The organism is Vibrio coralliilyticus ATCC BAA-450, from assembly GCF_000176135.1.
Taxonomy (GTDB): Bacteria; Pseudomonadota; Gammaproteobacteria; order Enterobacterales; family Vibrionaceae; genus Vibrio; species Vibrio coralliilyticus.
The window spans coordinates 1-12148 of the sequence record NZ_ACZN01000009.1 but is presented as its reverse complement, the minus strand read 5'-3'; the positions used below and the strand labels follow the sequence as shown (position 1 = coordinate 12148).

Here is a 12148-nt window from a genome sequence, read left to right as displayed (position 1 = left end):
CACACTGGTTTGAGCGATTGTTTCTGTTAATATATGGACAGTTAATAAAAACCTGTAGTCAATATGAAAAAAACAACGCTAATTAAATCCGTTTTTGCGTCTTCTATTGCGCTTTCTGCAACTTTCGCATCATCTTCGTTTGCCACCCCAATTGTTGTACCAGACGCTCCTCAAATCGCTGCGAAAGGCTACGTTTTGATGGACTATAACTCAGGTAAGATCCTCGCAGAGAAAGAGATGAACACTAAGTTGTCTCCTGCAAGTCTGACCAAAATGATGACCAGTTACGTGATCGGCCAAGAACTAGAGCGTGGTAATATTTCGCTTCAGGACGACGTAACCATCAGCAAGAATGCGTGGGCTAAAAACTTCCCAGATTCTTCAAAGATGTTTATCGAAGTCGGCACGACAGTTAAAGTCGAAGAACTTAACCGCGGCATCATTGTTCAATCGGGTAACGATGCATGTGTTGCTATGGCAGAGCATATTGCAGGGTCAGAAGATGCCTTCGTTGATCTGATGAATGCTTGGGCGGATACGTTAGGCATGAAAGACACTCACTTTGCTAACGTTCACGGCTTAGACAACCCTAACCTGTACTCGACGCCTTACGATATGGCTCTACTTGGCCAAGCGTTAATTCGTGACGTGCCAGACGAGTACCGTATTTATTCAGAGAAGAAATTCACCTACAACGGCATTACCCAATACAACCGCAACGGCTTGCTTTGGGACAAGAGCATGAACGTTGACGGTATCAAAACCGGTCACACAAGCAATGCTGGTTATAGCCTAGTGAGCTCGGCGACTGAAGGTAAAATGCGCCTTGTTGCCGTCGTCATGGGCACTAAGAACGCAAACGCACGTAAATCAGAAAGCAAAAAGCTACTGAGTTACGGCTTCCGCTTCTTTGAAACCGTTGCTCCACATAAAGCTGGTGAAACCTTCGTTGAAGAAAAAATCTGGATGGGCGACAAAGATACTGTTGCACTGGGTCTAGATCAGGATACTTACGTTACCCTTCCTCGTGGGCAGGCCAAAAACCTCCAGGCGAGCTTCGTACTTGAAAAAGAGCTGGAAGCCCCAATTAAGAAAGGTGACGTAGTTGGTAAGCTATACTATCAACTAGAAGGCGAAGATGTTGCTGAGTACCCACTTCTGGCATTAGAAGATGTCAATAAAGGTAGTCTGTTCAGCCGTCTGTGGGATTACATCGTGATGCTGTTTAAGAGCTTCCTGTAATTCAAACCACACATTCATCGAAAGCCGCATAATGCGGCTTTTTTTGTTCCTGCCAAACACAAGTCGGCAGGATCTTGAGATTTAAAATTAATGGCAGTACTATTCCGCGCTGCTAAAACGACTTTCCAACTTGGAGTTTCAACATGTTGACTATCAACTCAGATGCAAAACTGAAAGACCTGCTTGAGTTCCCTTGCTCATTTACTTACAAGGTGATGGGCTATGCGAAACCTGAACTGCCAGAGAAGGTTCTAGAGGTGATCCAACGCCACGCTCCAGGTGATTACAGCCCTAGTGTAAAACCTAGTGCGAAAGGCAACTACCACTCAGTGTCTGTGACGATCACAGCGACTTCCATTGAACAGGTAGAAACGTTATACAAAGAATTGGGCGAGATTGATATCGTGCGCATGGTTCTATAATTTTATTTGATAAAGTAAAATTATTTTGAAAGCAGCGTAAGCTGCTTTCTTTTTAGATATCAAACAGATAATAATCCTGTATTTTATCAAGGGTTAAAAATGTGTTACTGGTATATAGTTCATTGACCAGAACCAGTTTATAATCCACAAACTTTATTTACGGGCAATAGGATTAGGGATGCACAACCAGCTTGTTGTTAAACACTTAGGTAGGCAAGATTATGAGCCTATCTGGCAAGCCATGCATGACTTCACAGACACTCGTACAGAGGACACCTGTGACGAAGTTTGGCTGGTTGAACACAACCCAGTGTTTACACAGGGACAAGCAGGTAAAGAAGAACACTTGATCAATACGGGCGACATCCCAGTTGTTCAAAGCGACCGAGGCGGTCAGGTTACCTACCACGGTCCAGGTCAACTTGTGGCTTATTTCCTGATAAATTTACGTCGTAAAAAACTCGGTGTTAGAGATCTCGTCACTCATATTGAGAATCTCGTGATCAACACACTTAAAAATTACAATATTGAGTCAGCGGCACGACCGGATGCACCAGGCGTCTATGTTGATGGTAAAAAGATCTGCTCACTAGGATTGAGAATTCGTAAGGGATGCTCTTTCCACGGTTTAGCACTCAACGTAAATATGGACTTGTCACCATTTCTACGTATCAATCCATGCGGCTATGCTGGCATGGAAATGGTTCAGGTTAGCCAGCTTGGCGGCCCGGATGATCTTACCCAGGTTGAGAAGACACTAGTCGAAGAACTTGTCACTTTGCTTAACTACGAGCAAGTGGAATTCAGCAAAGAGGCCTCTCCTACGCGATGAGAAGCAAAGAGAAGTAAAGAAAGCATGAGTAAACCAATCCAAATGGAAAAAGGCGTTAAATACCGTGACGCCGACAAGATGGCACTGATTCCAGTCAAGAACATGCCAACTGAGCAAAAAGAAATTCTGCGCAAACCAGACTGGATGAAGATCAAGCTGCCTGCTGACAGCCAACGTATTCAAGATATCAAATCGGCAATGCGTAAAAACAACCTTCACTCGGTATGTGAAGAAGCCTCTTGTCCAAACTTGGCTGAGTGTTTTAACCACGGCACGGCGACCTTTATGATTCTTGGCGCAATCTGTACTCGCCGCTGTCCATTCTGTGATGTCGCACATGGCCGCCCGGTTGCTCCAGAAGAGAATGAACCACAAAAGCTGGCTCAGACTATCTCCGACATGAAGCTAAAATACGTGGTTATCACTTCCGTAGACCGCGACGACCTTCGTGACGGTGGTGCCAAGCACTTCGCCGATTGTAACCGTGAGATTCGTGCCAAAAATCCAAACATCCGCATCGAGACTCTGGTTCCAGATTTCCGCGGCCGTATGGATGTAGCACTTGAATTAATGAAAGACAATCCACCAGATGTCTTCAACCATAATTTGGAAACGGCCCCTCGTCTGTATCGCAAAGCTCGTCCTGGTGCAAACTACAAATGGTCGCTGCAACTGCTTAAGAAATTCAAAGAGCAGCATCCAGATGTACCGACTAAATCAGGCTTGATGATGGGCCTAGGTGAAACCAAAGAAGAGATCGTCGAAGTCTTGAAAGACCTGCGTGCGCACGGTGTGACGATGCTGACTCTAGGCCAGTATTTGGCACCAAGTCGCCACCATCTTCCAGTGGAGCGTTACGTACCACCTTCAGAATTTGATGAGCTCAAAGAGATTGCTTTGGAGCTCGGCTTTACCCATGCTGCGTGTGGACCATTTGTCCGTTCTTCTTACCACGCTGATCTTCAGGCACAAGGTGTGGAAGTAAGCTAAGTGTTCTTTTAGTTAATAGAAAGGGCTGACTGCATAAGTCAGCCCTTTTTAATTTCGTTTCTTGAATGAGACACAACTCTTCTATAGGCTTACCCCTAACAACACTAAAAAGTACATCTTCCAAGGAATTATTATGAAAAAATTAGGTTTTGTTGCTGTCGCTCTTGCCGCACTGACAGCAGGTTGCGCTTCTAATACACAGCAAGACAATTTCCGTGAAGCTTCTTTTGAGCTGTGTAATACAGAGGTTGAGCTTTACTCTGTAAGCGATGATGGTCGCGTACGTATCGTTTGTGCTGACGGTTCTAAATTTGCTCTAACTAGTGAAGCTACTCTAGAAACCATGCGTGACATCAACATCGATTACTGTGATGGTGAAGGCCTAGGTAAGTTCAGCGAAAGCCGCAAGTACTACTCTTTCAATGTAAGTCAGGCACTCTGCTGAGCATTTCAAAATAAGCTCAAGCTAGAATCAAAAAAAGGTTGATATGATATCAACCTTTTTTATTGCATCTCATCCGTGGATTAAGCTACTTAAACGTCCTTACCGACAACACCTTACCGTTGCTGCCCCCCATGCTGGTCACTTCAACTTCTAGCGAGTTCATCGAGATAATGCCATCCGTTGAACAGATCACGAAGACATAGGCGCACGAAAATTTGTCTTCAAAAGGCATAGGAATACGGTTCCAGTAGAACTCGCTTGCTTTCGCATCAGTCCGAAATTTGCGGTAATCGGCTGGAGCCGTAGAACCACTCTGCTTAGCAATATGCGCAGCAAAGACACGATTCTGGTCCTTATCCACACCAATAGCCATTTCACAGCCGCTGAAAGGGCCAGATGCCAACCAACCAACACCGCTGCCCGTGTAACGCCCTACTACCGCTTTCGTTTCAGCATAAGGCACCCATACGCCGGCATCGACTGATGAATCATCACGAGTCAAAACAACTTTACCATCGCGCTCCAGCAAAGTGACGCCATATTGCTTCTCCAAATAGCCATTTTCGCTGTTCTCTGGCCGGCATGATAGGCGTATATCCATTTCAATGTTTTTGCCTACTAAAGCGGTCAGGTTTTCTTTCGTTGGACGCATTCAACTCTCCCTTATGAATTACCAATTAAGACTAAGTATATAGATTTAAACTCAATGCCAATCAATTATAGATATGAAACATTGTGATTATGTTTTAGTTTTTAATCGTTAATGAATGAGCAATATGTATGATAGGGGAAGTTAGAGGAATACTGGTTTATCCAGTTGATCTTTATGAAGTAAACTCGCAAAAAGTAAAAATCCACCTGCATAGCAGGTGGCTTTGGTTGGCCCCCTATAAGGGGGCTCACTGCTATTTATCTAACCCTAGAAGCATTTGTCGCTCCTCTTCTTCTTTCCCCACACGATCTTGGTGCCTGACATATCTACGTATAATTTCCTCGTTCATCCCTACCGAATCAACAAAGTAACCTCGTTGCCAGAACTTATTACCCCAGAGCTTTTTCTTTCTCAAATACGGAAATTTGTTAAACAACCTAATCGCTGTACGACCTTTAACAAACCCCATGTAATTTGAGATACTCATGCTCGGCGGAAGCCTCACGACTAAATGGACATGATCAATTTGGACGTTAAGCTCGACAACCTTGCATTTCTTCATATTGCTGTAAACGTAGATACTTCGATACAGCTCTTTGCCTAAATTTCCTTTCAGAATCTTTAGTCGATATTTAGGTGTCCAAACAATATGATATTGGCACCGATGATAAACGTGTGAAGCGGATTCATATCTGCTCATGTTCGTTATTTCCTTCATTTGTTGGTTGCAAACGAGGACATCTTGAACATGAGCGTTCTTCGGGCAAAGCCCAAAAGAACGATCACCACCTTCTAAAGAAGGTGGTTTAGGGCCAGAAAATAAAAAGCCTCCCGAAGGAGGCTATTGCAGCATACAGTTAGTGAAACCAAAAACTGGAAGTTTTATGGTTCTATGCTGAGTGCTATTTAAGCGTAAACAGGTAGACGCTTACAGATCTCTAGAACCTTGGCTTTAGTTGCCGAGATAACATCATCATTTCCGATGTTATCTAGAACGTCACACATCCAGTTCGCTAGCTCTTTGGCATCTTCTTCAGTGAAACCACGACGAGTGATTGCTGGAGAACCTACACGGATGCCAGAAGTCACAAACGGGCTACGTGGATCGTTTGGTACTGAGTTCTTGTTTACCGTGATGTTTGCAGCGCCAAGTGCTGCATCTGCATCTTTACCTGTGATGTCTTTGTCGATGAGGTCAACTAGGAACAGGTGGTTCTCTGTACCGTTAGAAACGATCTTGTAACCACGCTCTTGGAACTGGGCAACCATCGCTTTAGCGTTCTTCACTACGCGCGCTTGGTATGCTTTGAATTCCGGCTCCATTGCTTCTTTGAACGCTACCGCTTTACCTGCGATAACATGCATCAGAGGACCACCCTGACCACCAGGGAATACCGCTGAGTTCAACTTCTTGTACATATCTTCGCCAGCGTTAGACAGGATTAGACCACCACGTGGACCTGCTAATGTCTTGTGCGTAGTCGTCGTCACTACGTGAGCGTGAGGGACTGGCGTTGGGTATTCGCCTGCTGCGATTAGACCCGCAACGTGCGCCATGTCTACGAACAGGTACGCGCCGGCTTTGTCTGCGATTTCACGCATGCGAGCCCAGTCAACGATTTGAGAGTAAGCCGAGAAGCCGCCGATAATCATCTTAGGCTTGTGCTCTAGAGCAAGTTGCTCCATTTCGTCGTAGTTGATTTGACCCGCTTCGTCGATACCGTAAGGAATCACGTTGTAGTGTTTACCAGAGAAGTTTACTGGTGAGCCATGAGTCAAGTGACCACCATGCGCTAGGCTCATGCCTAGAACAGTATCACCTGGATTTAGCAATGCCATGTACACAGCGCTGTTTGCTTGTGAGCCCGAGTGAGGTTGAACGTTAGCGTACTCACAGCCGAATAGCTGACATGCACGATCAATTGCCAAAGCTTCCGCTTTATCAACGTATTCACAACCGCCATAGTAACGCTTGCCAGGGTAGCCTTCAGCGTATTTGTTTGTTAGCTGAGAACCTTGAGCTTCCATTACACGTGGGCTCGTGTAGTTTTCAGAAGCGATTAGTTCAATGTGTTCTTCCTGGCGAAGAGTTTCTTCTTGGATTGCTGCGAACAGTTCCGCATCGTAATCTGCGATGTTCATATCACGCTTTAGCATCTGTATCTCCTGACTCAGATTTAAACTGAAATTTGCAAAAAACCTACCAATGACCCTATTAATCTACGTAAATTGATTCACGCAAACGTTTGCATCACGTTAATAGCGCGCATTCTACATAATTTGATCTTGGCCATAAAGAGAAAGTTTTACTTTTTCTCATGCAGATTCTTCATGTGGTTCTACAAGGATTGTCATATTGTCACCTTTCTAAATCGTATAAATATGAAAAGTGTCAATTTTTCCCTTTACACCCCGTAAAACGATAATTACATAGGTTTACCTTAAATTTGCTTCTCAAGCTACCGAAAACCTCATTTTTTAAATAGTATGCGCGCCATTATCTACTGTAAAAGTTTCAAATTGATGGAAAAACACTCACGCAAAGAAGATTGGATTGCTATTTTAACTGGAACATTTCTGGTCGCTCAGGGCGTTTTCTTCCTCCAATCTGCAAATCTGTTAACCGGAGGCACCACAGGTTTGGCCCTGCTTATGAGCCAGTTTGTGTCACTTTCCTTCGGTACGCTTTACTTTTTGGCCAACAGTCCTTTTTATTTACTCGCGTGGAAGCGTTTTGGCTCAAGATTTGCCTTCAACAGTGCTATTTCTGGTGCCTTGGTTTCTGTGTTTGCAGACCACCTATCTCTGGTCGTCAGCCTTGAAACGGTCAACGTTGTGTATTGCGCGGTTGCCGGTGGGTTACTGATGGGTTTGGGTATGCTTATACTGTTCCGTCATCGCTCAAGTCTCGGCGGTTTCAACGTACTTTGCCTGTTTATTCAGGATAAGTTCGGCATTTCAGTGGGCAAATCTCAGCTAGCCATCGATTGTTGCATCTTGTTCGCTTCATTCTTTTTTGTCTCTCCTGAAGTCATCGGGTTATCCATTCTGGGCGCTATCCTGCTCAATGTTGTGTTAGCTATGAATCACAAACCAACCCGTTATTCCGTCAATTACGGTTGAGAACCACTAGATAAAAAAAGCCCGCGAATTGCGGGCTTTTTTGCGTTATTAGTTGCTGCGATTAGTGTGAGGTTCTGGCCTTCACATCGTGACTTAGCTCTTTGTTCAGTTCAGCTTCCACATGTCCCGGTGATTGCGTACTTGCTGAAATCAATCGGTACATCGCAGGAATAACAAACAAAGTCACCAGCGTTGCGAAGCCCATACCGAAGAAGATCACCGTACCTACCGCCACTCGGCTTTCATAACCTGCCCCTGTCGATAAGAGCAACGGAATTGCACCAGCAAGCGTAGTAAATGCCGTCATCATGATTGGGCGCAGACGACGTGCCGCAGCATCGACTATTGCTTTCTCAAATTCGAAGCCGCGATCACGAAGCTGGTTCGCAAACTCAACGATCAGGATACCGTTCTTGGTCACCATACCAATCAACATGATCATGCCAATCTGGCTGTAGATATTCAGCCCCTGACTCATAAAGAACAAGCCCAAGAAGCCGCCAAATACCCCCATAGGGACAGTGAACATCACCACCAGTGGGTTAATGAAACTTTCAAACTGCGCTGCCAAGACTAGGTACGCGACCAGCAGTGCTAAGCCAAACACCACCAGAATACTGGATTGGTTCTCTTTATAATCTTTCGATTCACCAGAGTAGCTGACTGAGATATCGCCCGGCAGAATTTCCACCGCTTGTTGATCTAGGAAGTCCAGTGCCTGACCTAAGGTATACCCGTCAGACAAGTTAGCCGTTACGGTAATCGATTTCTGTTTGTTGTAGTGTGACAAACGAATCGACGAAGCCACTTCTTCAATCTTGGTGACCGCATCCAGTGTCACCAACTCGCCAGAGCTGGTTCGCAGATAAATCTGGCTTAGATCCGTCGCGTTATTGAAGCTGTTCTCATCACCGCGTAAATAAACATCATATTCTTCACCACGCTCGACAAAAGTCGTTTCACTCTTACCGCCAAGCATAATTTCTAAGGTCTCAGAAATCTCTGATACGCTGATACCCAACTCTGCCGCACGTTGTTTATCAACCGTCACCACCAGCTCAGGGGTTCGCTCAGAATAGTTAATGTCCGCCCCTTCCATGATCGGAGACTCTTCCGCTAACTGCTCAAGCTTTTCGGCCCACTGTTTCAGCTCAGGGTAATCAGAACCACCTAACACGAACTGGACGGGCTCACTAGAACCACCTCTGAAGCCTGGCATAAATGGGAAGACACGAACATCAGGAATACCAACCAGCGCCTTTCTTACCTCTCCTAGCGCCTGCTGAGCCGTTACATCACGATCATTCCAGTCATCCAGAATCATGATGACAAAACCCGTCTGGTCACCGGCGTTACCGCCAAAGGCTGGCGATTGAATACTGAAGGACTTAAGGAAACCTTCGCCCAGTAGCGGCAACAAGCGCTCCTCGACGATATCCATGTTCGCAGCCATGCGGTTGTAACTGGTAGCATCAGCGCCACGAACAAAGGCAAAGATCACCCCGCGGTCTTCAGATGGCGTGAGCTGAGAAGGCACTTGCTTCATCAAGCCCCAACTTCCGCCGATACAGGTCAAAATGATCAGAGGCGCTGCCCATTTCCATTTCAAGGCTCCACGCAATACTTTACGGTAACCGCTTTCCAAACGACCAAACATGCGATCGATGAAACGGTTAAAGCGGTTTGGTTTCACGTTAGCCTTTAATAGTTGGCTGCCCAGTACTGGAGTCAGTGTCAATGCAATCAGTGATGAGAAAATCACCGACATCGCCAACAGTACCGAAAACTCGGTAAACAGCAGGCCGACCATACCATCCATAAACGAGATGGGCAGGAAAACCATGACCAGTACCAGAGTTGTCGCCACAACGGCAAAGCCAACTTCACGTGTCCCTTTGTATGCCGCTAATAGTGGTTTTTCACCCCGCTCGATATGGTGGAAGATGTTCTCCACCACCACGATGGCGTCATCGACCACCAATCCAATCGACAATATCAGCGCCATCAGCGTGATAAGGTTGATGGAAAAACCGAAGTAGTAAGCGGCCATGAAGGATGAAATCAAAGAAACAGGCACCGTTACTGCTGGGATCAGCGTGGCTCGTGCCTGACCAATGAATATGTACAGCACGAGAATGACCAGACCACCGGTAATAAACAGAGTGCTATACACTTCTGCTATCGAACGCTCAATAAAAACGGTTGAATCATAGTCGATGGCAAGACGAGTTCCCGATGGAAGGAATTGCTGGATTTTCTCCACTTCATCATGCACTAAGTCTGCCACTTCAAGCGGGTTAGCGTCCGATTGAGGCACAATACCCATGCTGACATTTACAACACCATCACTCTTAAAGGTCGAATTTTCGTTCTCCGCGCCAATATAGACATCAGCCACATCTTTCAGATAGATGGGGGTATTGTCACTGGCACGCTTAACCACCAAATATTCAAAATCTTCAGCCACGTTGTAGCTGCGAGCAGTACGAACCGACATTACGATCTGATCGTTACGTACCTCGCCGCCCGGGCTTTCAATATTTTCATTATTCAGTGCCGCAGTAATGTCAGAAGTCGTAACTCCACGCCCCGCCATCTGGGCTGGTTTCAGCTTAACGTACATGACTTTGTACAAGCCGCCAGACACGTCCACCGAGCTTACACCCGAGATCAAACTGAATCTGTCGAGCAGAACTCGGTCGACATAGTCCGTCAACTGGGTCCGATCCATTTCTGAAGAACTCAGATTGATGTAGAGAGACGCTTCACCGGAGCCATTATTCTTATAAACAATGGGATCATCCGCCTCATCAGGCAAGGAACGCTGCGCACGTGCAACCGCATCCCGAACGTCACTGACACCAGTATTGAGATCATAACCAAGTTCAAAAGTAATCGTGATTCGTGAGCTGCCATTACGCGTGGTCGATTCAATTTCATCAATACCGCTGATACCAGAAAGCTGGTCTTCCAGTGCAGTCGTAATTTGGCTTTCAATAATGGTCGCTGAAGCGCCTTCATAACGGGTACTGATTGAGACAACCGGACTTTCAATATCCGGCATTTCGCGTACCGCCAGTTTACTGAAAGAGACAATACCAAATACACACAGCAGCAAGCTGAGAACGACCGCCGCAACGGGTCGTTTTACTGAAGCATCAGATAACCACATTAGCTGTTACCTTCTTGCTCATTATTCAGTGGTTTGCCATCTTCACCCAGTTCACTCACGGCAACGCCATCGCGCATGTTCACAATGCCTTGAACAACGATTTTCTGGCCAATATCCAGGCCTTTTTCAATCACGACCTGGTTGCCGATACGAGCGCCTAAGAAGACTTCAGTGCGAACCGCTTTGTTGTCGTCACCAACCACGTAGACGTAACGTTTGGTGCCAGAATATTCGAGTGCCTGAACAGGAATAATCGGCGCTTCCATTGGAGGAAAATCCATATCCGCAGCCACTAACATGCCCGGTTTGAGGCTTTGTTTCGGATTGTCAAAGTGGATACGAACCCTTAAGTTAAGGGTTTCTTCATTGATTCGTGAATCGATACCCACGACTTCGCCACTGAACACAGCATCATTCCATGCTGCCGTCTTTGATGTTACTTTCATGCCTTTAGAGATCTGAGATAGATAGCGCTCCGGCACTTGTAAATCTAACTGCATTACTGAAAGATCATCCAGTGCCACTAATTCATCACCCGCACTGACCATTTTGCCTAAGCTGAAATCCACAAAGCCAACCGTGCCGGAAAACGGTGCAGTAATATGTAGGTCACTCAAGTTAGCATTCGCGGCATCAAGACGTGCTTTAGCGATTTCTACGCTGGTTTTCTGCGCGTCTATTTCTGTCTGAGTAATCGCATTGCGCGTCACCAAACGTTCAAATTCTCTCAATTTGCGTTCTTCATCTTTCAGGTACGCTTGAGCCTCCGCCACGCTGGCTCTGGCCTTATCATCGTTAAGCTGAATCAGCATCTGGCCTTGTTTGACCTCCTGATTCGCCTTAACAGCAATGACATCCACCTTTCCAGTCACTTCCGAAGAGACCACAACAGATTGCTCGGCTTCCAGCTTTCCAACTAAAGACAGTGACTGAGAAACCTGATGAACCTGGACCTGTTCAGTCACCACAGTAACTGTCTGTGGACCTTGTCGTTTAGCCTGCACACCAGGTGCTGCGGCCAGAATAGACAACGACAAAATGCTCAGAATAATTTTATTTTTCATGTTTAAATTCTGCCTCAAAAAACTCCGTACATTGTACTCGTTAAACCGCGCTGGAAACGTCAAGTAATGTAAAGAGAGAGCAATAAACTGTAAGTTTAGACGTTGATTACGTGAGCTTTTAGGTTAATTACTGGCATCTTTGCCCAAAAAGCCAGCATTCAATTCAAAATCATAAGAAAAGGCTTTACAGGTTTAGCGAGTTTGCT

Annotated in this window: 10 protein-coding genes and 1 pseudogene; 6 read left to right on the top strand and 5 right to left on the bottom strand. The window is 45.8% G+C overall.

What is annotated here, in order from left to right; translation table 11 throughout:
• Window positions 1-63 precede the first annotated feature (63 nt).
• The 5 genes and pseudogenes from VIC_RS01385 (at window position 64) to VIC_RS01365 (ending at window position 3945) form a co-directional block, all read left to right on the top strand.
• Window positions 64-1242, top strand: coding sequence for a serine hydrolase (locus tag VIC_RS01385; protein WP_006957353.1), 1179 nt, complete (start codon window positions 64-66; stop codon window positions 1240-1242).
• Window positions 1243-1385: 143 nt separating this feature from the next.
• A complete protein-coding gene (gene ybeD, locus VIC_RS01380; protein ID WP_006957352.1) occupies window positions 1386-1664 on the top strand; it encodes a DUF493 family protein YbeD in 279 nt (92 codons plus the stop codon).
• A gap of 178 nt (window positions 1665-1842) precedes the next feature.
• The gene (lipB, locus tag VIC_RS01375; protein WP_006957351.1) at window positions 1843-2496 is read left to right on the top strand and encodes a lipoyl(octanoyl) transferase LipB; all 654 of its coding nucleotides are present in this window, start codon (window positions 1843-1845) and stop codon (window positions 2494-2496) included.
• Between the two features lie 24 nt (window positions 2497-2520).
• On the top strand, window positions 2521-3486 hold the full coding sequence (lipA, locus tag VIC_RS01370; RefSeq protein ID WP_006957350.1) for a lipoyl synthase: 966 nt from the start codon (window positions 2521-2523) through the stop codon (window positions 3484-3486).
• 133 nt (window positions 3487-3619) lie between these two features.
• Window positions 3620-3945: pseudogene (locus tag VIC_RS01365) on the top strand (hypothetical protein).
• A gap of 71 nt (window positions 3946-4016) precedes the next feature.
• Here the strand turns inward: VIC_RS01365 and VIC_RS01360 are convergent.
• The 3 genes from VIC_RS01360 to glyA form a co-directional block, all read right to left on the bottom strand.
• Entirely contained in the window at window positions 4017-4583 is a 567-nt protein-coding gene (locus VIC_RS01360) for a hypothetical protein (RefSeq protein WP_006957348.1), read from the bottom strand.
• 253 nt (window positions 4584-4836) lie between these two features.
• Window positions 4837-5283, bottom strand: a complete 447-nt coding sequence (gene tnpA, locus VIC_RS01355) for an IS200/IS605 family transposase (protein WP_039951144.1) — start codon at window positions 5281-5283, stop codon at window positions 4837-4839.
• A 206-nt stretch (window positions 5284-5489) separates the two neighbouring features.
• A complete protein-coding gene (gene glyA / locus VIC_RS01350; RefSeq protein WP_006957347.1) occupies window positions 5490-6740 on the bottom strand; it encodes a serine hydroxymethyltransferase in 1251 nt (416 codons plus the stop codon).
• A 366-nt stretch (window positions 6741-7106) separates the two neighbouring features.
• Between glyA and VIC_RS01345 the strand changes: the two genes are divergently transcribed.
• A complete protein-coding gene (locus VIC_RS01345) occupies window positions 7107-7706 on the top strand; it encodes a YitT family protein (RefSeq protein WP_006957346.1) in 600 nt (199 codons plus the stop codon).
• Between the two features lie 61 nt (window positions 7707-7767).
• On the opposite strand, the gene vexH is transcribed toward VIC_RS01345, so the two are convergent.
• Together vexH and VIC_RS01335 are read right to left on the bottom strand one after the other, a co-directional pair.
• Window positions 7768-10878: a vibriobactin export RND transporter permease subunit VexH gene (gene vexH / locus VIC_RS01340; protein ID WP_006957345.1), complete on the bottom strand. Its 3111-nt coding sequence runs from the start codon at window positions 10876-10878 to the stop codon at window positions 7768-7770.
• The gene (locus tag VIC_RS01335; RefSeq protein WP_006957343.1) at window positions 10878-11942 is read right to left on the bottom strand and encodes an efflux RND transporter periplasmic adaptor subunit; all 1065 of its coding nucleotides are present in this window, start codon (window positions 11940-11942) and stop codon (window positions 10878-10880) included. The genes vexH and VIC_RS01335 overlap by 1 nt, the downstream gene beginning before the upstream one ends.
• Window positions 11943-12148: the final 206 nt, after the last annotated feature.

Excerpts from the sequence above, each read along its gene's own strand:
- VIC_RS01385 (WP_006957353.1), top strand. The coding sequence starts at position 64 with ATGAAAAAAACAACGCTAATTAAATCCGTTTTTGCGTCTTCTATTGCG.
- ybeD (WP_006957352.1), top strand. The coding sequence starts at position 1,386 with ATGTTGACTATCAACTCAGATGCAAAACTGAAAGACCTGCTTGAGTTC.
- lipB (WP_006957351.1), top strand. The coding sequence starts at position 1,843 with ATGCACAACCAGCTTGTTGTTAAACACTTAGGTAGGCAAGATTATGAG.
- lipA (WP_006957350.1), top strand. The coding sequence starts at position 2,521 with ATGAGTAAACCAATCCAAATGGAAAAAGGCGTTAAATACCGTGACGCC.
- VIC_RS01360 (WP_006957348.1), bottom strand. The coding sequence starts at position 4,583 with ATGCGTCCAACGAAAGAAAACCTGACCGCTTTAGTAGGCAAAAACATT.
- tnpA (WP_039951144.1), bottom strand. The coding sequence starts at position 5,283 with ATGAGCAGATATGAATCCGCTTCACACGTTTATCATCGGTGCCAATAT.
- glyA (WP_006957347.1), bottom strand. The coding sequence starts at position 6,740 with ATGCTAAAGCGTGATATGAACATCGCAGATTACGATGCGGAACTGTTC.
- VIC_RS01345 (WP_006957346.1), top strand. The coding sequence starts at position 7,107 with ATGGAAAAACACTCACGCAAAGAAGATTGGATTGCTATTTTAACTGGA.
- vexH (WP_006957345.1), bottom strand. The coding sequence starts at position 10,878 with ATGTGGTTATCTGATGCTTCAGTAAAACGACCCGTTGCGGCGGTCGTT.
- VIC_RS01335 (WP_006957343.1), bottom strand. The coding sequence starts at position 11,942 with ATGAAAAATAAAATTATTCTGAGCATTTTGTCGTTGTCTATTCTGGCC.